We start from the raw sequence: 20,695 nt of genomic DNA, 5'->3' as shown, positions 1-20,695 counted from the left end.
GCTGCGGCGGGAAAACCTCTTGATGTCAGGAGGAGGCCTCACTTCTTCGCTGGCGAGGGACGCTGTAGATCGATGCGGCTCGTCACGACCGACTGGCCCGAGGTCGGATCTCGGTCAACCGTTTGCAGTCGCAACCTGTCTTGCCCGACTTTCTCAATCATCAGCGTGGCGTCTCGATCGCCATTGACGATCCGCGCCCAGGTCACACGCAGGTTCAGTGCCTCACCGTTCCTGCTGCCGGCAAGCTTGGACGGCTGCCCCGATGGACCGATGTAATTCCCGGTATAACGCTGCCCGGCTGCCTTCACACTCGCCGAGAAACTTCGGGTGAAAACCGCCAGGCCGCGGCATTTTCCGTTCATCGAGACGGCGGATGCGCTGGCATCTGATCTGAGGGTACACGAGACATTGAAATTGGTGCCGCCTATCTTGGTGAGCACCATTCCACCCCCGCTCCAGTCACCTGCCAAGGATTGCAAAAATCCTGCCTCGGACGCCTTTACGTTCGACGGCAAGCAGGAGAGCGAGAGCAAAGTCGCGATCAGGACGGCACGCATGATATCCCCCACGCTAGCGTGCCCTTACAACTGGCGAACGCGGCAGATTGTTCCCGGCGCCGAGGCGCTGGTGCCATCGTGGCGGCATCGGGCAGTCGCCTCCTCATTCAATCTGGGACGGCTCGCTGAGATACGACTTCGATCTTGCGGAGATTGAAGAAATAGCGACGGGGATCATTATCGACGCACATCATACCGGCCACTTCGTGATCTCCCATCCTGCGGAAATAGTCGGCGATAGGCTGCCTGTCGTAGACCATCGCAGCAGTGCTGACGTTGTCGAACGTCCGAAGCTTCAACGAGGCGGTCGTGCCCCGCGCCCGGAGTGCCTTCTGCAGATAGGAGAACCAGTTCCGGGCGATCCGAGTGCGGCCGAACGGCGCCGCCGTTATCGCCAGGCTGATTGGGATAATTCCGGGCTCGATCGCGACTAGCCGATCCGACCGCCACTGAAAGAGGAGGGCGTCCGCGCGCATGTCGGCGTGAAACCGCTTGCCGAACCAGCCGAGGTTCTCGAGAACGCCGTCGAGCGGGTGATCCGATGGTATGCCCGCACCTCGCCACAGGCCGAGCATCTCGGTCGGCTGGACCGGCGCCAGCGAAGAGAACCAGGCCGTCATTTCGTTCTGTCGCTTAGCGCTTTTCAGCGGCATCATGACCCCGGCTTCGTTGACAACAGGGCTTGCAGCGACACCGGCCTGAGGCCCTGCGCATCGACGCCGACATCGTACTGGCGGGGCAGGGGCTTGAGGCGGCCGTGGGAATGTCCGTGCAGATTGATCGACTTCTTCCCCATCTTCTTCCAGGTGCGGAAGGGGTAATGGCACAGGATCAGCAGATGATCGTCCAGCGTCATCTCACTGTAGTGCTGAACGCTTGCCCATCCGGTCGCCTCTGTCGTCGCCGGGGGATCATTATTCCCGATGATGAGGTGCTTCCGCCCGTTCAGCATCGAAAGGAGCTGGTCGCAGTCCCCACCGCGGAACGACATGAAGTCGCCGAGATGCCAGATATCGTCCTGCGGGCCAATGATTTCGTTCCAGTTCTGGATCAGGGTCACGTCGTGGGACGTCATGTCGGGAAAGGGGCGTCGGTCGATGCGAAGGACGCGGGGATCTGCAAAATGGGTATCGCCGGTAAAATAGATCATCTGACAGAGATGGCGCAGCCCGCCTGCTTGGGAAGCCGCCGTTTTTGCTAATGGCCAGGTGTGGGGATCGAATGTTTCACGTCGTCAAGGGACGGGCTGTGCACGATGCGATAGCGCGCTTCGACGAGGTTATAGATCCCGAAGGCCGCCAGTCCGATCGCCACGGCGATATAGAGGATGGCGCCGAAAGGAAGCCGTCTCACCCATTCGAGCGCGTCCGCCATGCTGCCTGCCTGCTCAGGGTCAACACGAAAACCTGCATAGGCGAAAAAGATTCCGGTGATCACAAAGACGATGCCGCGGGCGACGAGGCCGTAGACGCAGACCGAGGTCACCACGCCGCTGGCGTCGGCGAGCCTGAGATAGCGCTCGAATTTCCTGGTGATGCCCTTAGCCGCCGTCACGACCCCGCCGATGATGAAGCCGAGACCGACGGCCATGGCAAGATAGGCGCCGAACGGCTGCGACATGATCCACTGGGCCAATCCCTTCTCACCCGAGCCTTCGCTTCCGCCGCCGCTGAAGAGTGCGTGCCCCAGCGCGTATCCGGCAAGCCCGAGATAGACAACGGCGCTGCCGAAGAAAACCGCGCGGATGGCGATGGCCTTAGTGTCGCGGCCATGGCCGTCGCTGTCGGCGAGCGACTGCGCCAGTCGCCAAGCGACGAAACCCAGAAGTCCGACGCCGATGAGCCCGACCCAGACGCGGCCGAAGGGCTGTTCGAGAAGCGTCGAAAGTGCCGATTTCGTTTCCGGCTTCCCCCCGGCAACGCCGGAGAAGAGAGCGAGGCCCGCCACGAGGAGGAACACGATACCGCGCGCCACATAGCCGCTCTTGGCAAGCAGGTCGAAACGAAATCCTTTGGGCATGGTATTCTCCGCGCGTCTGTGTGGCTGTCAGCTCTAACGCGCCACCGCGCGGAAAGTTGTCCTCGAGGAAAGACCATGATCATTGAGGGAGTTGCCGATGCCGGTCCGTAGCGCCGGGCTTCTTATCTACCGACTTTGGGAGACGAGGCCGGAGGTCCTGCTCGTCCATCCCGGCGGTCCCTTCTGGGCGACGAAGGACGATGGCGCCTGGTCGATCCCGAAAGGATTGATCGAGGCCGGCGAAGACGAACTGTCGGCAGCAATCCGGGAGGCGCAGGAGGAGCTCGGCGTCGAAATCAAGGGAAGCTTCGTCCCGCTCGGGGAATATCGCCAGCCTGGCGGAAAGGTGGTGGTCGTCTGGTCGGTGGAGGCGGACGTCACGCTTGATGTCGAGAAGGTACGGAGTTCGGAGTTTCAGATCGAATGGCCGCCGCGATCGGGTCGGATCCAAAGTTTTCCCGAGGTCGACCGCGCTGGGTGGTTTGCGATCGCAGACGCTGAGATCAAGATTCTCAAGGGCCAGGCCGCAATGCTTGCCGATCTCGTAAAACAGCTCGGTCGAGACCAGTGAACGCGCTCAATCGCCTGAAGCACGCGAGGCCTTTAACCTCGATCGACTCCGGTGATCTCCGGAGTGAAAGCAATTACTTTTTCGCATATCCGGTTTTCGTCACCGCTGTTCGCGGCTAGCAGAAGCGCGGCGGCGGCTTCGCCCATCTGGCGCCGCGGCGAGATCGAGGTCGCAATCCTGACGGGGAGGGCACTGGCAACATCCAATCCGTTGAAGCCGGCGATCAGGATTTCGGCAGGGCTGGAAATGCCGAGTTCCAGGCATGCGAAGACGCCGCCCGTTGCCATGTCATCGTTGGAATAATAGATGCAATCGAGATCCCGGGTCGCGGCAAGCATGGACATCGACAGCCGCTTGCCGTGCGCCACTGAGGAATAGGCGGCGTTGAACCGCTCGTCCACGAAGGAAAGGCCGCTCTCGCGCAGCACTTTCTCGAAGCCGGCCTTCCGCTTGCCTGCGCGCAGATCTCTGTCGATCGCGCTGCCGATATAACCGAACCGCCGGCGACCGGCCGCCAAAAGCGCCTTTGCCATCTCTTCCCCAGCCTTGCCGTGCGAGAGGCCAACGTTGAAATCGATCGGTGTGCCGTCGAGGTCCATCAGTTGGATGACGGGAATGGCTGCATTCTGCAGCATTTTGACCGTTTCCGCCGGCTGATCGAGGCCCGTCACGATGATGGCGGCGGGCCGCCAGGAGAGCATGTCGCGGATGATTTCGCGTTCCTTCGCCATGTCATAGTCGGAGATGCCGAACACCGCCTGCATGCCGGATCCGCGCAGCCCGGCGGAAATGCCCGCCAGCATTTCGGGAAAGACGATGTTGGACATGCTGGGAACGACGACGGCAACGAGGTTGGTGCGCTGCGACGACAGTGAGAGCGCCAGCCGGTTGCCGACATAGTTTAGCCGCTCGGCCTGCTGAAGCACCTTTTCGCGGGTCTCCTTGGAGACGTCGGCGGCGCCGCGAAGAGCGCGCGATGCCGTCATCTTGCTGACGCCTGCCGCAGCGGCAACCTCTTCCAGTGTGGATTTACGCATCGCACCGACCCCATCGTCGAACTGCCTCGCCAGCGGGCAACGTCAGACTCATAGGCTCTTTTCCAAAAAAGGAAAACACTCGCTACTTGACATGCACGGTAAAAATGGGCGTTGTTACCGATACCGGTATCGATACCAGCCATCGGAAACGGGAGAGAAGCCGCGCGGGGGACAAGGAAGGCCATGGTCGTCGAATGGGAGTCGATGGGCGGACAGGCAGCACTTCGGAGGGACCGGCATCTGATTAACGTTCGATACCGATCATCTGCGGATCAGGAAAGGTGACTTGACCCGCAGGTTGCAAACCTATCTGAATTCGATCAGGCATATGCCGATCGGGCCGGTTCCAGATCGCGTCGCGAGCCGGCCGGGGAGTGACCACAAGACAATACGAAGAGTAGCCTGATCTTGACCGAAGAGACCGGCCGACGGGAGGAAGAGCCGATATGCATGTGATGATCCTGGGCGCAGCCGGCATGGTCGGCCGCAAGCTGGTCGAGAAGATCGGGCGCGAGCCGCTCGCTTTCGGCCGGCCCGTCACCCGTCTGACACTGGTGGATGCCTTTCAGCCGCCGGTGCCGGCATCGCTTCGGCCCGTCTCGACGGCACTGACGGTTGACCTTGCCTCTGCCGGCGCAGCTGACAGGCTGATTGAAAGCCGGCCGGATCTGATCTTTCACCTGGCCGCCATCGTATCGGGTGAGGCGGAGGCTGATTTCGACAAGGGTTACGCCGTCAACCTTGACGGCACGCGCGCTCTCTTCGATGCGATCCGTCAGCTCGGCCTCAAGAGCGATTATGTACCGCGCGTCGTCTTTGCCTCCTCGATCGCCGTCTTCGGCACACCGTTCCCGGAGGTCATTCCGGACGAATTCTTCACAACGCCGCTGACGAGCTACGGCACCCAAAAGGCGATCGCCGAACTGCTGCTTGCCGATTATTCCCGCCGCGGCATCTTCGACGGCATCGGCATCCGGTTGCCGACCATCTGCGTGCGCCCCGGCGCACCCAACAAGGCGGCCTCCGGTTTTTTCTCCAACATTCTGCGCGAGCCGCTAGTCGGCAAGGAAGCCATATTGCCGGTCAGCGACAGCGTGCGGCACTGGTTTGCCAGTCCGCGCGCGGCCGTCGGCTTTTTTGTCCATGCCGCGACGATCGATACCGAAAAGATCGGCGCGCGGCGCAACCTCACCATGCCGGGCCTTTCCGCGCTGGTCTCCGAAGAGATCGACGCTCTGCGCCGGGTGGCCGGCGACAAGGCGGTCGCCTTCATCAAACGCGTGCCCGATCCCGTGATTGAACGCATCGTCGCCGGTTGGCCGACTCAGTTCGATGCGACCAGAGCCTCTTCGCTCGGCTTTACGGCGGAAACGAGCTTCGACGAAATTCTGCAGGTGCATATCGAGGATGAACTCGGCGGGAGGATTGCGTGAGCATATCGGCGGGAGGAGAAGCAAGGATCGCGCTTGTCACCGGCGGCGGCACCGGTGTCGGGCGTGCCATATCAAGGGGACTCGGCGCTGCCGGCTACAGGGTCGTGATTTCAGGGCGACGGGCCGATGTGCTTGAGAAGGCGGCGAGCGATCTTGGCAGCGAAACGGGGGCCGAGTTTTTCGCAGTTCCTGCCGATGTCGGCGATCCCGCTTCGGTGCGGGCTCTGTTCGACGCGATCTCGGAGAGATACGGACGGCTCGACCTCCTGGTCAACAATGCCGGGGTCACTGTGCCGGGAGTGCCGCTCGAGGAGGTTTCCTTCGAGCAGTGGAGCGCCATCGTCGCCGCCAATCTCACCGGTGCCTTCCTCTGCACCCAGCAGGCCTTCCGGCTGATGAAGAGCCAGACCCCGCGCGGCGGCCGCATCATCAACAACGGCTCGGTCTCGGCCACAACGCCCCGCCCGAATTCCGCGCCTTACACCGCGACGAAGCACGCCATTACTGGCCTGACCAAATCAACCGCGCTTGACGGGCGCGAATTCGACATCGCCTGCGGCCAGATCGATATCGGCAATGCCGCCAGCGACATGACGACGAGAATTGCGGCCGGCGTGCTGCAGGCCAACGGCAGCATTGCCGCGGAGGCGACGATCGACCCGGCCCATATTGCCGACGCGGTCGTCTACATGGCCGGCCTGCCGCTCAGCGCCAACGTGCTGACCATGACCGTGATGGCGACAAAAATGCCCTTTGTCGGGCGAGGGTGAGAAAGCCTGCAGCTGCGGCCGAAGCGACCTATATGCAGTTATGCAGTGCTCATGATCTGGGAGGAGGGAGTATGGCAAACGTTCAATTCGCGGATGTCCGGAAATCATTCGGCGCGCATCCCGTCATCAAGGGGGTGGACATCGATATCGCCGACGGCGAATTCGTCATCCTCGTCGGCCCCTCCGGCTGCGGCAAATCCACGCTTCTGCGGATGCTGGCAGGGCTCGAGAATATTTCCGGCGGCGAGATCAGGATCGGCGGGCGCGTCGTCAACACGCTGCCGCCGAAGGACCGCGACATTGCCATGGTGTTCCAGAATTATGCGCTCTACCCGCATATGACGGTCGAGCAGAACATGGGCTTCTCGCTCATGCTCAACAAATCGCCGAAGGCAGAAGCGGAAAAGCGGGTGAAATATGCCGCCGGGATCCTCGGTCTCGACAAGCTGCTCGACCGTTATCCGCGCCAGCTTTCCGGCGGCCAGCGCCAGCGCGTCGCCATGGGCCGGGCGATCGTGCGCAATCCGGAAGTCTTCCTGTTCGACGAGCCGCTGTCCAACCTCGATGCGAAACTGCGCGTCGCCATGCGCGCCGAGATCAAGGAACTGCACCAGCGCCTGAAAACGACGACCGTCTACGTCACGCATGATCAGATCGAGGCGATGACGATGGCCGACAAGATCGTCGTCATGCATGACGGCATCGTCGAGCAGATCGGCAGCCCACTCGAGCTTTACGACCGCCCCGCCAATCTCTTCGTCGGCGGCTTCATCGGCTCGCCAGCAATGAACATGATCCACGGCAGGCTCGATCCGGAGAACCCCAGCCAGTTCGTCGCTGCCAACGGCACGCGGCTGCCGGTCTCCAATCCGCCGGCAAGCGCTATCGGCCGTGACCTCGTCTACGGGCTGCGCCCAGAATATATCTCGCTCGATGCCAACGGGCTGCCGGCCGAGATCGTGGTAATCGAGCCGACCGGCTACGAGACGCATCTGACCGTCCGCCTCGGCGGCAGCGATGTCAGCTGCGTCTTCCGCGAGCGTGTCGATGCCCGTCCGGGTGAAGCCATCCGCGTGGCGATCGACGCCAAGCATGTGCATCTCTTCGACGCCGAAGGCGGCATGAGATTGACCGACTGACGCCATCCGGCGGGATAAGGGGAGAGGAGGAGTCTTCCGTTCCGCCGGAGCGCAAGCATTCGAGGGGTGAGCCCCACGGGAGCGCAAACCTCCCAGGGGAGCTTACGCCTCCGGGATGCCAGGCCGCCGTTCACCAAGCGGGAGGTGAATGCCGGAGAATTGCTCCCGCTGTTTCAATGAGGAGGAATCTCATGACGATCAAGAGACGTGAATTTCTTGCTGCATCGGCAGCCGTTGCCGGTGTCGCCGGCCTTGGCATCAAGCCGTCCTTTGCGCAGGCCGAACCGACCTACACGCCGGAAAGCGGCGCCAGCCTGCGGCTGCTGCGCTGGACGCCTTTCGTGAAGGGCGATGAGGATGCCTGGCTCGCCAATACCAAGAAGTTCACCGAGGCGACGGGCGTAGAAGTGCGCATCGACAAGGAGAGCTGGGAGGACATCCGTCCGAAGGCAGCGGTCGCGGCCAATGTCGGCTCCGGTCCGGATCTCATCATGTGCTGGTTCGACGACGCGCACCAATATCCCGACAAGCTAGTCGATCTCACTGAACTCGGCAACTATCTCGGCAACAAATACGAGGGCTGGTATGACGGCCTGAAGGGTTACGCCACCCGCGACGACAAGTTCATCGCCATGCCGCTGACAACAATCGGCAATGCCGTCGTCTATCGCGACAGCCATGTGAAGGCGGCCGGCTTCAACGAATTCCCGAACGATACCGCAGGCTTCCTCGAGCTTTGCAAGGCGATGAAGGCAAAGGGCACGCCCGCTGGCTTCCCGCACGGCAAGGCGGTCGGCGACGGCAACAACTACGCCCATTGGCTGCTCTGGAGCCATGGCGGCAAGATGGTCGACGAAAGCGGCACCGTGACGATCAACAGTCCGGAAACGCTCGCCTCTATCAACTACGCCAAGGAGCTCTACGCGACCTTCATTCAGGGCACGGAAAGCTGGCTGGATGTCAACAACAACCGTGCCTTCCTCGCCGGCCAGGTATCGCTGATCGCCAACGGCGTCTCGGTCTACTACACGGCCAAGAACGACCCGAAGCTCGCCGAGATCGCCAAGGACATCCGCACGACGAACTTCCCGATCGGGCCGGTTGGCAAGAGCGTCGAGCTTTTCCAGACGAGCTCGCTGCTGCTCTTCAAGCACAGCAAATATCCGGAAGCGGCCAAGGCCTACATCAAGTTCATGATGGAAGCCGATCAGATGAATGCCTGGATTCAGGGCTCCAGCGCCTATTGCTGCCAGCCCCTCAAGGCCTTCGCCAATAATCCGGTCTGGACTGCCGATCCGGTTCACGCGCCCTATGCGCGCGCCTCGGAAAAGCTGCGTCCGAACGGTTATGCCGGGCCGCTCGGCTACGCCTCGGCGGCGACCATGGCCGACTACGTGCTGGTCGACATGTATGCCGCCGCCGTCACCGGCCAGAAGTCGCCCGAGGACGCGATGAAGGAAGCCGAACGCCGGGCAAACCGCTACTACCGCGTCTGATCCGGAGCCGGGACCTGCGGCATGCCTGATATCCGGCATGCCGCGAGCCTCTGAAGCGCGTCACATCAGATTTGATCCATGCGCCGCGCTTTAGTTCCTTGTTTTTAGGCATGTCGTTGTCCCGGGACCGCTGCACACTTCCCGGCGACATGCATCAGGACTGAATGCAATCTGGAGACAAGCAATGTCGACCTTGGACTCAGGGGATAAGCGCGGCCCCTCGCTGATGCAGAACAACAACGTGCTCGGCTTCCTCTTCATGCTGCCGGCCGCCGTGTTTCTCGTCTGCTTTCTCACTTATCCCTTGGGGCTAGGCGTCTGGCTTGGTTTTACCGACACGCGGATCGGCCGGGACGGCATTTTCATCGGCTTGGAGAACTATGAATTCCTGGCCGATGACGCGGTTTTCTGGCTGTCAGTCTTCAACACCATCCTTTACACGGTCATCGCCTCGGCTCTGAAATTCGCTCTCGGCCTCTGGCTGGCGCTGCTCCTGAACCAGCACCTTCCGTTCAAATCCTTCTTCCGGGCGATCGTGCTCCTGCCCTGGGTGGTGCCGACGGTGCTTTCGGCGCTGGCCTTCTGGTGGATCTACGATTCCCAATTCTCGATCATCTCGTGGTCGCTGATGAAGCTCGGGCTGATCAGCGCGCCGATCAACTTCCTCGGCGATCCCACGAATGCCCGCATCTCGGTCATCGTCGCCAATGTCTGGCGCGGCATTCCCTTCGTTGCTATTTCGCTGCTCGCCGGCCTGCAGACGATTCCGGCCTCGCTGCAGGAGGCGGCCTCGCTCGATGGCGCGACGAGCTGGCAGCGTTTCCGCTATGTGACGCTGCCGATGCTGACGCCGATCATCGCCGTCGTCATGACCTTTTCGGTGCTCTTCACCTTCACGGATTTCCAGCTGATCTACGTGCTAACCAAGGGCGGGCCTGTCAACGCCACGCATCTGATGGCCACACTCTCCTTCCAGCGCGGCATTCCGGGCGGGCAGCTCGGAGAGGGCGCGGCCATCGCCGTCGCCATGATACCCTTCCTGCTCGGCGCCATCATGTTCAGTTTCTTCGGTCTGCAACGCCGCAAATGGCAGCAGGGCGGACAAGATTAAGGAGCGAACCATGTCGACCAATCTCAAAACGGCCGATGAGGTCCTGACCGACAATGCCGAGGGCATGAGCTACCTGAACCGCCTGCCGCGGCGCGTGGTGATGCTCTACCTGCCGATGGCCGTCTTCGTCTTCGTGCTGCTCTTTCCCTTCTACTGGATGGCGATCACCGCGGTGAAGCCGAACGAGCAGCTGACGGATTACAACAACTACAGCCCCTTCTGGGTGGTCGGGCCGACGCTTGACCACATCAAATACCTGTTCCTCGAAACCTCCTATCCCGGCTGGCTGTGGAATACGATGCTGGTGGCTGTGGGGTCGACGGCGCTGTCGCTCGTCGCCTCGGTGTTCGGCGCCTACGCGATCGAGCGCGTGCGCTTCACCGGCTCCAGGCAGATCGGCCTGGTGATCTTTCTCGCCTATCTCATTCCGCCGTCGATCCTTTTCATCCCGCTCGCCTTCATCGTCTTCAAGCTCGGGATCTATGATTCTCGCCTGGCGCTGATCTTCACCTATCCGACCTTCCTCATCCCCTTCTGCACCTGGCTACTGATGGGCTATTTCCGCTCCATCCCCTTTGAACTGGAGGAGAGCGCGCTGGTGGACGGGGCCAACCGCTGGCAGATCCTCGTCAAGATCATCCTGCCGCTTGCCGTGCCGGGCCTGATCTCGGCCGGCATCTTCGCCTTCACGCTCTCCTGGAACGAATTCATCTATGCACTGACATTCATCCAGTCCTCGGAGAACAAGACCATTCCGGTTGGCGTCCTGACCGAGCTGGTGCGGGGCGACGTTTTCGAATGGGGGTCGCTGATGGCGGGCGCGCTGTTCGGCTCACTGCCAGTCGTCATCCTCTATTCGTTCTTCGTCGACTACTACGTGTCCTCGATGACGGGTGCGGTGAAGGAGTAGCAACGATCGTTTCGGCGGCGGGTGGTGAGGATTTCATCCCCGCCGGCCGAAAAGATGCCGATCGGCTCGTCAACCGCTACCGGACGAACTGCCTCACGAAATCGGCGCCGAGGCCGACCTTTTGATAATGGGCGGCGCACATGTCGATCTTGGTGAAGACATCCTCGAAGCCGGTGTGATCGCCGTTTTCGTCGACATAATACATGCAGCCAGAAATGTTGAAGAAGGTGATCATCTCCTCGACGTCGTCGGGCACGGTCAGCGTATGGGTTTCGCCGGGCGGCTCGAAGACATAGGCTCCTTCGGTGGCCATCCAATCATGTTCGAGGTAGCGCCAGCGGCCCTTGATGACATAGCCGTGAACGGGTGCCGGATGGCGATGGCGGCTGAGGATACCGGCGCGGCGGACCCGCAGGAGATTGCACCATGCGCCCTGCAGCGTGTTCAGCATCAGCGGGCGGAACCAGACATCGGGGGCCTGGGGAACCCAGAGCCGTTCATCTTCGGGAACCGCCGCGACGACGATCTCGTGCGGCGACATAGGGTGGACAGATTGATAGGCCACGGAACCTCTCTCCTTTCAAGCTGCGGCATAACCGCCGTCGACCGGCAGGATAACGCCGGTCATGAAGCCGGCCGCTTCCGAGCACAGGAAGACGATCGGGCCGGCGACGTCTTCCGGCTTGCCCCAGCGGCGCATCGGCGTGCGCTGCAGGATAGGCTCTGCTCTGCTCGGGTCTTCATAGAGGGGACGGGTCAGCTCGGTGGCGATCCAGCCGGGGGCCACCGCGTTGACCCTGATATTGTCCGCCGCCCAGGCAACGGCCAGAGATTTGGTGAGCTGCGCCACGCCGCCCTTGCTGGCGGTGTAGGCCGGCACGACCGGTCCGCCGAAGAATGACAGCATGGAAGCGGTATTGACGATAGCGCCGCCTTTTCGAGCCAGCAGCGGCTTTGCCGCGACACAAACCCGCATCGTGCCCGAGAGATTGACGTCGATGACCTCCGAAAAGGTGGCGGGATCGAACTCCGCGCCGCCGCGCCGAATGAGCCCGGCGCAATTGACGACTGCATCGAGCCTGTCGAAAGAACCGACCAGCCTCTCCACGGAGGCCTGGTCGCGCACATCGAGCACGACGCCGGCAAGACACTCTCTCTTCGGCATGGCGCCGATTTCGGCGGCATCGATCCCCGTCGCCGTCACACGATAACCTGCGTCACGAAGCGCCAGGGCGGCGGAAAGCCCGATACCGCGGCCGCCACCTGTCACCAGTGCATGTTTCATACGCCAACCTCTTTGCTCAGGAATGCCAGAACGTCGCCTCTCCCAGTTATAGGCGCTGCGGCCTCGAACGAAGCGCACCATCGACCCTGTCGCTGTGACCTGTGGTATCGACCGTCTGCACCTTCGCCTGGAATGCGGATGCGTTCGCTCGCGGACGCGACGAATGCGCCATGCAAGCCCATCTTCAGCACGAAGAGTGGTCTGCCAAGCTTCGGCTAAAAATTCACATTAGCATTCGTGTCGTCAAGGGCCGGTCAGGCGGTCGCATTCTCCAGAGTAGCGAAGATGACATTACAAAGCGAGTGATCGAATGGGCGATCGCGCGAGTACGCTCGAGCGGAACGCATCTGGCCGGCGAAGGCTCTCTTCGGATCATCCGCGCCCGCTTAACATCAGAAGACGCAGAAAGCCGACATCACGAGCGAGGCAGGATACGCTGACAATGTCCCCGATGCTCGGGTATTGCGTAAATTGGATAGCACCGCCACCAGGAAGTCATCCGGCCGTTCAAACGCCGCTGGACCAACTCGCGAAGCGCTGCCGTTTCGGCGGTCTCGCTTTCCGTCCTTTGGCGGAGAAGCTCCAGGCCCTGCTGAAGAACGGAATTCATGCTGGAATCCCGGCCGCTCTCCACCAACGACCGGGCAAACGCGTCCTGCTGGTCGGTTAGCGAGATCGACGATTTGACACTCATCGGTTTTATCTCCATCGAGCCGAGTTTGCTACTCAGTTGCACATTTGTCGATCTACCGAAAGCCTTTATCTATCGTCATGGCAGGCCCGCTATTGGTAGTGTTTGCTACCAACGTCGCACTTTTCCAGAGAAACGAGTTCATCTGCTTTACGGCCACTGGCAAATGGCCATTGTGGCCAAGAAGAGGGCTCCGCACCGACCGATACGATCAGCTCTTTACAACTAACATGTCAGTCTGCTACACCTGACTCATTAGCTGGGAGGAACAAGGTTGACATCAAGATTCGGGCTCTCCGTCGCTCTCGCCACGCCGTTCGACAGTGATGGCAATATTGCGATCGAGGCGATGATCGCGCAAGCGCGGCGGTGCCTTGCCGCCGGGTGCTCCAGCGTGACGCTGTTCGGGACGACAGGTGAGGGATCTTCCATCGGGAATGGCGAACGGGAACGCATAGTGGCCGCCTTTCTCGATGCCGGCATTGCGCCCGGCAACATCATCGTCGGCGTGCTCGTCGATGCCGCAGAGGATGCGGCGATGCAGGCCGGTCAGGCCCTGTCCAATGGCGCCCGCAACATCCTTCTTGCCCCGCCGTCCTATTTCAAGAACGTGAGTGACGACGGCGTCTTCCAGTGGTTTTCCGCCGTATTCTCCCTGCTGGGCGACACGGCGCGGGATATCATCGTCTATAATCTTCCTTCGGTCACCATGGTGCCGCTGAGCGTGTCGCTGATCGGCCGGCTGCGGACCGCCTTTCCCCATATCGTCACAGGCGTCAAGGATTCCTCCGGCGACTGGCCCTACACCGAAGCGCTTCTCAAAGCGCATCGTGATCTCATCATCCTGGTCGGCGACGAGCGGCACCTCGCAAGGGCCGTGCGGCTCGGCGGCCAGGGCGCCATATCGGGCATGGCGAATTTTGTGCCTGGCGAACTCAAGCCGATGGCCGAAGAGGGCAGGGACGATAACCGCGTCGCCGATTTCGTCGTCGAATTGCTGAAACATCCGGTCATTCCGGCCGTGAAGACGATGGTGGCGTGCACGACGTTGGAGGACATCTGGGTTGCGGTTCGTCCGCCGCTCCTCCCATTATCCGCCGAAGCGCAGGAACAGCTTGCGATTGCTTTTGACCGTCTTTTCCAATCGAAGGCGGCATAGTTAGCCATGTTTGCGGGGGAGGCGATGGACGAAATGGAGGAGCAGCCGACGCTACGGGAAAAGGCCTATGCAAGTTTCACGCGCCACCTGCTTGCCCGTGACGTGCGTCCCGGCCAATTCGTGTCGCAGCGCCGTCTCGTCGAGCTGACCGGGCTGACGCTTGGCGCCATCCGAGAGCTCATCCCGAGGCTTGAAGCGGAGGGGCTGATCAAGACCGTGCCGCAGCGGGGTTTGCAGATCGCTCACATCGATCTCAACCTTATCCGCGAGGCGTTCCAGCTGCGTGTATTCCTAGAGAAGGAAGCTGTGGCGCTCTTCACACAGACAGCGTCGGACGAAACGATCGCCGGGCTGTTGAAGCAGCATCGGGATATCGCCGACGCCATCCGAAACGGCAACGTGTCGCATGAGTTGGAACTGCACGCACAGGCCGTCGATTGGGGCATGCATGATGCCTTTATCGACGCGCTTGGCAACACCATCATTTCGAACGCCTACCGCGTGAACTCGATCAAGATGCGCCTGATCAGCCAGGACCGCTTTCGCATCGACGGCCATGTCGGACCCGTCATGGGCGAGCACCTGAAAGTGCTCGAGGCGATCGAACGACGATCGGCCGAAGACGCCGTCAACAGCCTTGTCGCACACATCAATCATGCAAGGGATCGTGCGCTCAGGATATAATCGAGAATAAACCGCCGGGGGTGAGGAGATCACCGGCAAAAGAGGAGGATAGACATGCCATCATTCTTCAACCCGACGCGGCGCGGATTTCTGGCGGGCACCGCCGCTCTTGGCGCCAGCAGCATGTTCGGCATGCGGCCGGCAGCCGCTGCGGTCGACTGGAAGCGCTTCGCCGGCACCACGCTCGAAGTCAACCTGGTCAAGAGCCCGCGCAGCGAAATCCTGACCAAGTACCTGTCCGAGTTCGAGGAGCTCACCGGCATCAAGGTCAATGCCGAAGCAACGCCCGAACAGCAGCAGCGACAGAAGACGACCATTGAGCTGAGCTCCGGCAAGCCGAGCTTCGACGTTGTGCACCTGAGCTATCACGTCCAGAAACGGCAATTCGAGAAAGGTGGCTGGCTTGCCGATATCAGCGGCTTTCTCAAGGACGCCTCGCTGACGGATCCCTCGCTGGTGGAAAGCGATTTCGCCGAAGCAGGCCTCGCCTTCGCCAAGGACGCCAACGGCGTTCTGCGGTCGCTGCCTTTCTCGGTCGATTACTGGATCATCTACTGGAACAAGGCGCTGTTCGAGAAGAAGGGGCTTGCCTACCCCACGAGCTTCGAAGAACTGGCAAGTGCCGCAGAGGCGCTCACCGATGCCTCCGCCAACACCTACGGCTTCGTCGCCCGCGGCCTCAAGAATGCCAATACGCCGGTCTGGACGACATTGCTGCTCGGCTATGGTTCCAGCCCGCTCGGCCCGGACGGCAAGCTGCGAACGACATCGCAGGAAGCGATCGAGGCGGCCAAGCTTTACCAGAGACTGATGACCAAGACCGCGCCTCCCGGCGTTTCCGGCTTCAACTGGGCCGAGTCGCAGTCGGCCTTCTTGCAAGGCAAGATCGGGATGTGGCTTGATGGCGTCGGTTTCGCCCCACCGATCGAGAATCCGGAAAAGTCGCGCGTCGTCGGCCAGGTCGGTTACGGCGTCATGCCGAAAGGACCGAAGGCGCAGGCCGCGGGCACCTTCGGCGACGGCCTCGGCGTCGTCGCGGCAAGCCAGAAGAAGGAAGCAGCCTATCTGTTCTGCCAGTGGGCGATTTCGCACGACATGGGTGCACGCCTGCTGCAGGCCGGCGCCGGCGTTCCGTTCCGCCAGTCCGTCCTTGCGGATGCGAAGGTCCGCGAAGGCGTCAAGATGCCCGGCTCATGGCTGGATGCCGTTGCCGGCTCCGGCAAGATTTCCCAGCTCGCCCTGCCGGTCATCATTCCGGTCACCGAGTTCCGTGACATCTATGGCGTCGGCCTCACCAACATGATCGGCGGCGCCGATCCGGAAACCGAACTGAAGAAGGCGACGGCCCAGTTCGAACCGGTCCTGGCGAAAAGCGAGGGATAATGGCCTCGGCAGGCATCGAAACGGCCGCTATGGCCAAGGCGTCGAAAGGTGGGAGCAAACCGGACCGGTTTGCTCCCAACTACTGGCCCTTCGTCATCCCGGCGCTCATCGTCATCTCGGGCGTCATCGTCTTTCCGTGGGTGTTCACGGTGTGGATGAGCGTCAACAGCTGGACGCTCGGCCAGTCGCAGGTCTTTGCGGGGCTGGACAATTATATCAGACTCGCCACCGACATGCGGTTCTGGGAGTCGCTGTGGCATACGGTGCTCTATACGGCGCTCTCCGTGCTGCTTCCCCTTTTTCTGGGGACGCTCGCCGCACTGATCTTCGATGCCAGGTTCCCGCTGCGCGGCCTCATTCGAGGCATATTCGTGATGCCGATGATGGCGACCCCCGTCGCCATCGCGCTGGTCTGGACGATGATGTTCCACCCGCAGCTCGGCGTGCTCAATTATCTCCTCTCCTTCATCGGCATCGGCCCGCAGGAGTGGATCTACAATCAGGCGAGCGTCATTCCCTCGCTGGTCCTTGTCGAAAGCTGGCAGTGGACGCCGCTCGTCATGCTGATCGTGCTCGGCGGCCTGGCGGCGGTTCCGCGCGAACCTTATGAGAGCGCCGAGATCGACGGCGCCAATGTCTGGCAAAAATTCCGCTATCTGACTCTGCCGATGATCGCGCCCTTCCTGATGATTGCGGTGATCATCCGCAGCATCGATGCCGTGAAGAGCTTCGACATCATCTATGCCATGACCCAGGGCGGCCCCGGCACCGCCTCGGAAACGATCAACATCTATCTCTACAACACCGCCTTCGCCTATTACGACATCGGCTACGGCTCGGCCATGGCGGTCGTCTTCTTCATCCTCATCGTGCTGCTCTCCTTCGTCCTAATGATGATCCGGCAGCGCGTGAACTGGTCTGACGGGGAGGCACGCTGATGAAGCGCAAGACGCTCGATCGCATCGGACTGCTGTTCGTTGCGCTGGTGATGATCTCGCCGGTCGTCCTGTTTTTCCTCTGGATGATCTCGCTGTCGCTGAAATATGAAATCGACAACGGCGCCTATCCGCCGATCTTCATCCCGGAGCGTTTCGCCTGGTCGAACTATGTGAAGGTCTTCGAGGAGAATAATTTCTTCCTCTATCTCTGGAATTCGCTGCTGGTGACCGGCAGCGCCACGCTGCTGGCGCTCTTGATCGGCGTGCCGGCCGGCTATGGCATCGCGCGTCTGAAGGCGGAGAAATCGGCGATGGTCATCATGATCGCGCGCATGACGCCGGGCCTGTCCTTCCTCATTCCGCTCTTCCTCTTGTTCCAGTGGCTGAACCTGCTCGGCACGCTGATGCCCCAGATCATCATCCATCTCGTCGTCACCGTGCCGATCGTGGTATGGATCATGATAGGCTATTTCGAGACGACGCCGATGGAGCTGGAGGAGGCTGCAAGCATCGACGGCGCGACGCCCTGGCAGGTTTTCCGTCTGGTCGCCCTGCCGATTGCGAGGCCCGGCATCGTCGTCGCCTTCATCCTGTCGGTGATCTTTTCCTGGAACAATTTCGTGTTCGGCATCGTGCTCGCCAGTCGCGAGACGCGCACGCTGCCGGTCGCCGTCTACAACATGCTGTCTTTCGAACAGGTCAGCTGGGGACCGCTCGCGGCCGCCGCATTGATCGTCACCTTGCCGGTCCTGATCTTGACGGTGTTTGCGCAACGGCAGATCGTGGCGGGCCTGACGGCGGGCGCCGTCAAGTGAGCAGGTGAGACAGAGATTTTGACGGCTTCTTCCGCCTTCGAGCCGCCTCCCGGTCCTGCGCGCCGCGTGCTCTGCGTCGGCGCGGCGGTGCTCGACACCTTGTTCCGCGTGCGCTCGCTGCCCACCGGCCAGGGCAAGATCCTGCCCTATGAAATGCTGCAGATCGCCGAAGGCATGGCGTCGAGCGCGGCATTCGCCGTCGCCCGGCTTGGCGGCCATGCCAGCCTCTGGGGCGCGGTTGGCGACGATGCCACGGGCGAACGCATTATTTCCGATCTCGCGGATAGCGGCATAGACACGAGCGGCATGACGGTTGTGCGGGGCGCCCGCTCGGCCGTCTCGACGATCCTCGTCGATGATGAGGGCGAGCGCCTGATCGTGCCCTTCTACGATGCGCGGCTGCACGATACGGTCAAACCGGTCACCGAACAGGATGTCTCCTCCTTCGATGCGGTGCTCGTTGACGTGCGATGGCCGAAGCTTGCGCTGGCGACGCTATTGGCGGCGAGCGGGGCGGCCAAGCCGGCCATTCTCGACGGTGACGTTGCGGGCGAGGGCGTCATCGAGATGCTGGCGCCGGCGGCGAGCCACATCGTGTTTTCACAGCCCGCGGCCGAGCGGCTTGCCGGAACGGCGGATCTCGTCGAGACCGTCGGCCGGCTGAAGCGGAAATTCGAACATGCCTTCATCAGCGTTACGGCCGGCGAAAACGGCTCCCTGTGGTTCGACGATGCAAGCGGCGACATCCGTCACCTCGCCGCGCCGAAGGTGAGAGCGATCGACACGCTTGCGGCCGGCGACATCTTCCACGGGGCCTTCGCGCTGGCAATCGCAGAAGGCACGCCGATCGAAGAGACGATGCGATTGTCATCCATGGCCGCGGCTCTCAAATGCCAAGTGTTCGGCGGACGCATCGGCGCACCCACGCGAGCCGAAGTGTGCGATGCTCTACGGGATTGGAACGTCCGCGTTTCCCAGAAGGCGAGCGATATCAAGTTCAGATGAGGCCGGACATCGTGTCCTCGCCGACCGCGAGTTGCGCCTCCGCGGTACGAGGGCTGGGCCTTGCCAAATTTTGCTATGCCGTCGGTCTTGGTCGCATAGGGCGCCGCCGATCGTATGCGGCGGAGCAAAAGGGGGAGATGCGTGGCTTCCTTGAGCATAATGCGCGCGCCGGAGCGCATTATATGCGTCATAGCCACGGTCATGAACATCCTGCAGGTCGTCGCCCTCTTCAGGGACGTCAGCGGCAAGACGACGAGTGCCGCGCATCTTGCCCAGCATCTTGCCGTGGCGGTCACCGGCTTCTTGCCGTCAATCTCGATGCGCAGCGTCCCTTTCTCCCACACGGCTTTCACCCGGAGGTCGAGGGCGACGTCAACACACCAATCCAATGCTGCGCAGCATCGAGATCTCCTATGCGGCGATGACAAACCACGCACTTATGAGGCCGAGCGAAGGCAGTTTACCCGCGTGACTATGACGGCGCGAGGGAGGCGATGAAGGCGGTTAATACGGAAATCGTCGCCCTCATTCACAAAGCGTGGGGCCGGAAACGTGCAGGAAGTTTACTGCAGTAAACAATGAGAACGAGCCCATAGCGACCAGAAACAGCATATCATCTATAATGGAATTGGCGCTTGGTGCGGCCACCCGCAGCATCGCTACCTTGGGTGCCAAAGCCGATGCCGACAAAGGCGATCGAAGGGCAGCTGGCGAGCGGGAGACGGTGATCGATTTCGCCCATACGCTGATCGAAGATCCTTTCCTGCCAGAGGCCCGGTTCTGTAGGCCTGCCAGAGATTGGCGCCTGTGGACCATAGGGCGCGGTTGGGCGCGATCTGATGGCAGCGGCTACGTCGTGCGTTCCAAGCTCGAAGTGAGCCCCTTTGCCTAGGCCTACAAGGCAAGGATCTGATCGACGATCGGCCGGCGTTCAGTGAAGAAAGCTTGCGGTTGGAGTTGACGCGAAAGGGTTTTTGACGATACGGCGCTGCGGCGTATGGGCGGAAATCCGCTGAAGAGGCAATGGAAGAAGTACGGGGCATGGGCTTGAAACGCGCGGTGGATTTTTTCCTGGCTTTGGTGGCTTCGGTCATCCTGCTCGTTCCGATCCTTGTCGTCGCTCTCAGTGTCCGGCTAACCTCGCCAGGACCGATCCTCTACTGGTCAAAACGTATCGGGCGTTTCAATCAGATCTTCCTGATGCCGAAATTCCGCAGCATGCGCGTCGACACGCCGACAGTCGCGACACATCTGCTCGAAAATCCCGAGCGGTTTCTGACGCCCATCGGCTCGTTTCTGCGCAAATCCAGTCTCGACGAACTGCCCCAGCTCTGGTGCATTCTGGCGGGCAAGATGAGTTTCGTCGGGCCGCGCCCGGCGCTCTACAATCAATATGATCTGATCGCATTGCGGACGGCCCACGGCGTCGACAAGCTCCTGCCGGGATTGACCGGATGGGCGCAGATCAACGGGCGTGACGAATTGCCGATTCCGGACAAGGTGAAATTCGATGTCGAATATCTTGAGCGACGCTCCGTCGGTTTCGACATGCGCATCCTGTTTCTGACGGCCGAGAAGGTCGTTCGCCGGAAGGGAATAAAGCACTAGCTTACCTACTTCTGATAGATAAGCGGTGCGGAAGGCTTTGATTTCCGATTATTTCAGTTGCGCTCGTTGCAGAAAATGACAAGA

22 protein-coding genes and 1 pseudogene are annotated in these 20,695 nt (G+C 61.3%); 15 read left to right on the top strand and 8 right to left on the bottom strand.

The genetic code is table 11. The annotated features are described in order from the left end of the window. Positions 1–38 precede the first annotated feature (38 nt). The 4 genes from CO660_RS19525 to CO660_RS19510 form a co-directional block, all read right to left on the bottom strand. A complete protein-coding gene (locus tag CO660_RS19525; RefSeq protein ID WP_097600117.1) occupies positions 39–557 on the bottom strand; it encodes a hypothetical protein in 519 nt (172 codons plus the stop codon). Positions 558–664: 107 nt separating this feature from the next. Further along, positions 665–1,210 carry a GXWXG domain-containing protein gene (locus CO660_RS19520; RefSeq protein ID WP_097600252.1) on the bottom strand — a complete coding sequence of 182 codons (546 nt, stop codon included), beginning with the start codon at positions 1,208–1,210 and terminating at the stop codon, positions 665–667. After that, complete coding sequence (locus tag CO660_RS19515; protein ID WP_085781379.1) at positions 1,210–1,707, bottom strand: metallophosphoesterase family protein; 498 nt, start codon at positions 1,705–1,707, stop codon at positions 1,210–1,212. Before CO660_RS19515 ends, CO660_RS19520 begins: the two co-directional genes overlap by 1 nt. Positions 1,708–1,754: 47 nt before the next feature. After that, positions 1,755–2,576, bottom strand: coding sequence for a DUF1206 domain-containing protein (locus tag CO660_RS19510; protein WP_085781380.1), 822 nt, complete (start codon positions 2,574–2,576; stop codon positions 1,755–1,757). 97 nt (positions 2,577–2,673) lie between these two features. On the opposite strand from CO660_RS19510, the gene CO660_RS19505 reads away from it, so the two are divergent. Continuing rightward, positions 2,674–3,147: an NUDIX domain-containing protein gene (locus tag CO660_RS19505; RefSeq protein WP_097600116.1), complete on the top strand. Its 474-nt coding sequence runs from the start codon at positions 2,674–2,676 to the stop codon at positions 3,145–3,147. 32 nt (positions 3,148–3,179) lie between these two features. Here CO660_RS19505 and CO660_RS19500 read toward each other — a convergent pair whose 3' ends face one another. Next, positions 3,180–4,184, bottom strand: a complete 1,005-nt coding sequence (locus tag CO660_RS19500; RefSeq protein WP_085781382.1) for a LacI family DNA-binding transcriptional regulator — start codon at positions 4,182–4,184, stop codon at positions 3,180–3,182. A gap of 446 nt (positions 4,185–4,630) precedes the next feature. Between CO660_RS19500 and denD the strand changes: the two genes are divergently transcribed. The 6 genes from denD (at position 4,631) to CO660_RS19470 (ending at position 11,043) form a co-directional block, all read left to right on the top strand. Then, positions 4,631–5,617, top strand: a complete 987-nt coding sequence (denD, locus tag CO660_RS19495) for a D-erythronate dehydrogenase (protein WP_097600115.1) — start codon at positions 4,631–4,633, stop codon at positions 5,615–5,617. Then, on the top strand, positions 5,614–6,387 hold the full coding sequence (locus CO660_RS19490) for an SDR family oxidoreductase (protein WP_097600114.1): 774 nt from the start codon (positions 5,614–5,616) through the stop codon (positions 6,385–6,387). Before denD ends, CO660_RS19490 begins: the two co-directional genes overlap by 4 nt. Positions 6,388–6,458: 71 nt before the next feature. After that, positions 6,459–7,526, top strand: a complete 1,068-nt coding sequence (ugpC, locus tag CO660_RS19485) for a sn-glycerol-3-phosphate ABC transporter ATP-binding protein UgpC (RefSeq protein WP_085781385.1) — start codon at positions 6,459–6,461, stop codon at positions 7,524–7,526. Positions 7,527–7,717: 191 nt separating this feature from the next. Next, positions 7,718–9,022, top strand: a complete 1,305-nt coding sequence (locus CO660_RS19480; protein ID WP_097600113.1) for an ABC transporter substrate-binding protein — start codon at positions 7,718–7,720, stop codon at positions 9,020–9,022. A 184-nt stretch (positions 9,023–9,206) separates the two neighbouring features. Next, positions 9,207–10,133: a sugar ABC transporter permease gene (locus tag CO660_RS19475; RefSeq protein ID WP_097600112.1), complete on the top strand. Its 927-nt coding sequence runs from the start codon at positions 9,207–9,209 to the stop codon at positions 10,131–10,133. Positions 10,134–10,143: 10 nt separating this feature from the next. After that, on the top strand, positions 10,144–11,043 hold the full coding sequence (locus tag CO660_RS19470; protein WP_040112047.1) for a carbohydrate ABC transporter permease: 900 nt from the start codon (positions 10,144–10,146) through the stop codon (positions 11,041–11,043). A 76-nt stretch (positions 11,044–11,119) separates the two neighbouring features. On the opposite strand, the gene CO660_RS19465 is transcribed toward CO660_RS19470, so the two are convergent. From CO660_RS19465 to CO660_RS19455, 3 genes and pseudogenes are all read right to left on the bottom strand, one after another. Then, the gene (locus tag CO660_RS19465) at positions 11,120–11,584 is read right to left on the bottom strand and encodes a 2,4'-dihydroxyacetophenone dioxygenase family protein (protein WP_097600111.1); all 465 of its coding nucleotides are present in this window, start codon (positions 11,582–11,584) and stop codon (positions 11,120–11,122) included. 39 nt (positions 11,585–11,623) lie between these two features. Beyond that, complete coding sequence (locus CO660_RS19460; RefSeq protein WP_097600110.1) at positions 11,624–12,328, bottom strand: SDR family oxidoreductase; 705 nt, start codon at positions 12,326–12,328, stop codon at positions 11,624–11,626. 496 nt (positions 12,329–12,824) lie between these two features. After that, positions 12,825–13,022, bottom strand: a pseudogene (locus CO660_RS19455) (type II toxin-antitoxin system ParD family antitoxin); the annotation flags it as partial. 271 nt (positions 13,023–13,293) lie between these two features. Here CO660_RS19455 and CO660_RS19450 point away from each other — a divergent pair. The 8 genes from CO660_RS19450 (at position 13,294) to CO660_RS19410 (ending at position 20,611) form a co-directional block, all read left to right on the top strand. Then, positions 13,294–14,178 carry a dihydrodipicolinate synthase family protein gene (locus CO660_RS19450; RefSeq protein WP_097600109.1) on the top strand — a complete coding sequence of 295 codons (885 nt, stop codon included), beginning with the start codon at positions 13,294–13,296 and terminating at the stop codon, positions 14,176–14,178. A gap of 6 nt (positions 14,179–14,184) precedes the next feature. Continuing rightward, positions 14,185–14,862, top strand: a complete 678-nt coding sequence (locus tag CO660_RS19445; protein WP_176536325.1) for a GntR family transcriptional regulator — start codon at positions 14,185–14,187, stop codon at positions 14,860–14,862. 54 nt (positions 14,863–14,916) lie between these two features. Next, positions 14,917–16,245 (top strand): sugar ABC transporter substrate-binding protein, encoded by a 1,329-nt coding sequence (locus CO660_RS19440; protein ID WP_097600107.1) that lies wholly within the window; start codon positions 14,917–14,919, stop codon positions 16,243–16,245. After that, positions 16,245–17,183 carry a sugar ABC transporter permease gene (locus tag CO660_RS19435; protein WP_085781402.1) on the top strand — a complete coding sequence of 313 codons (939 nt, stop codon included), beginning with the start codon at positions 16,245–16,247 and terminating at the stop codon, positions 17,181–17,183. The genes CO660_RS19440 and CO660_RS19435 overlap by 1 nt, the downstream gene beginning before the upstream one ends. Further along, a complete protein-coding gene (locus CO660_RS19430) occupies positions 17,183–17,998 on the top strand; it encodes a carbohydrate ABC transporter permease (protein WP_085781403.1) in 816 nt (271 codons plus the stop codon). The genes CO660_RS19435 and CO660_RS19430 overlap by 1 nt, the downstream gene beginning before the upstream one ends. An 18-nt stretch (positions 17,999–18,016) precedes the next feature. Continuing rightward, positions 18,017–19,003, top strand: a complete 987-nt coding sequence (locus CO660_RS19425) for a sugar kinase (protein ID WP_097600106.1) — start codon at positions 18,017–18,019, stop codon at positions 19,001–19,003. 622 nt (positions 19,004–19,625) lie between these two features. Continuing rightward, positions 19,626–19,895 carry a hypothetical protein gene (locus CO660_RS19415; RefSeq protein WP_097600105.1) on the top strand — a complete coding sequence of 90 codons (270 nt, stop codon included), beginning with the start codon at positions 19,626–19,628 and terminating at the stop codon, positions 19,893–19,895. Positions 19,896–20,044: 149 nt separating this feature from the next. After that, positions 20,045–20,611 carry a sugar transferase gene (locus CO660_RS19410; protein WP_097600104.1) on the top strand — a complete coding sequence of 189 codons (567 nt, stop codon included), beginning with the start codon at positions 20,045–20,047 and terminating at the stop codon, positions 20,609–20,611. Positions 20,612–20,695: the final 84 nt, after the last annotated feature.

The sequence above is a fragment of the Rhizobium sp. L9 genome, from assembly GCF_002531885.1.
Taxonomy (GTDB): Bacteria; Pseudomonadota; Alphaproteobacteria; order Rhizobiales; family Rhizobiaceae; genus Rhizobium.
The sequence above is the reverse complement of the archived record's forward strand: the minus strand, read 5'-3'. Positions and strand labels throughout refer to the sequence as shown.

What these genes read in the sequence shown, in the direction of transcription:
- ugpC (WP_085781385.1), top strand. Translation starts at nt 6,459, where the DNA reads ATGGCAAACGTTCAATTCGCGGATGTCCGGAAATCATTCGGCGCGCAT.
- denD (WP_097600115.1), top strand. Translation starts at nt 4,631, where the DNA reads ATGCATGTGATGATCCTGGGCGCAGCCGGCATGGTCGGCCGCAAGCTG.
- CO660_RS19465 (WP_097600111.1), bottom strand. Translation starts at nt 11,584, where the DNA reads ATGTCGCCGCACGAGATCGTCGTCGCGGCGGTTCCCGAAGATGAACGG.
- CO660_RS19480 (WP_097600113.1), top strand. Translation starts at nt 7,718, where the DNA reads ATGACGATCAAGAGACGTGAATTTCTTGCTGCATCGGCAGCCGTTGCC.
- CO660_RS19415 (WP_097600105.1), top strand. Translation starts at nt 19,626, where the DNA reads ATGGAATTGGCGCTTGGTGCGGCCACCCGCAGCATCGCTACCTTGGGT.
- CO660_RS19440 (WP_097600107.1), top strand. Translation starts at nt 14,917, where the DNA reads ATGCCATCATTCTTCAACCCGACGCGGCGCGGATTTCTGGCGGGCACC.
- CO660_RS19515 (WP_085781379.1), bottom strand. Translation starts at nt 1,707, where the DNA reads ATGATCTATTTTACCGGCGATACCCATTTTGCAGATCCCCGCGTCCTT.
- CO660_RS19435 (WP_085781402.1), top strand. Translation starts at nt 16,245, where the DNA reads ATGGCCTCGGCAGGCATCGAAACGGCCGCTATGGCCAAGGCGTCGAAA.
- CO660_RS19460 (WP_097600110.1), bottom strand. Translation starts at nt 12,328, where the DNA reads ATGAAACATGCACTGGTGACAGGTGGCGGCCGCGGTATCGGGCTTTCC.
- CO660_RS19470 (WP_040112047.1), top strand. Translation starts at nt 10,144, where the DNA reads ATGTCGACCAATCTCAAAACGGCCGATGAGGTCCTGACCGACAATGCC.
- CO660_RS19520 (WP_097600252.1), bottom strand. Translation starts at nt 1,210, where the DNA reads ATGCCGCTGAAAAGCGCTAAGCGACAGAACGAAATGACGGCCTGGTTC.
- CO660_RS19500 (WP_085781382.1), bottom strand. Translation starts at nt 4,184, where the DNA reads ATGCGTAAATCCACACTGGAAGAGGTTGCCGCTGCGGCAGGCGTCAGC.
- CO660_RS19475 (WP_097600112.1), top strand. Translation starts at nt 9,207, where the DNA reads ATGTCGACCTTGGACTCAGGGGATAAGCGCGGCCCCTCGCTGATGCAG.
- CO660_RS19430 (WP_085781403.1), top strand. Translation starts at nt 17,183, where the DNA reads ATGAAGCGCAAGACGCTCGATCGCATCGGACTGCTGTTCGTTGCGCTG.
- CO660_RS19410 (WP_097600104.1), top strand. Translation starts at nt 20,045, where the DNA reads ATGGGCTTGAAACGCGCGGTGGATTTTTTCCTGGCTTTGGTGGCTTCG.
- CO660_RS19505 (WP_097600116.1), top strand. Translation starts at nt 2,674, where the DNA reads ATGCCGGTCCGTAGCGCCGGGCTTCTTATCTACCGACTTTGGGAGACG.
- CO660_RS19445 (WP_176536325.1), top strand. Translation starts at nt 14,185, where the DNA reads ATGTTTGCGGGGGAGGCGATGGACGAAATGGAGGAGCAGCCGACGCTA.
- CO660_RS19525 (WP_097600117.1), bottom strand. Translation starts at nt 557, where the DNA reads ATGCGTGCCGTCCTGATCGCGACTTTGCTCTCGCTCTCCTGCTTGCCG.
- CO660_RS19510 (WP_085781380.1), bottom strand. Translation starts at nt 2,576, where the DNA reads ATGCCCAAAGGATTTCGTTTCGACCTGCTTGCCAAGAGCGGCTATGTG.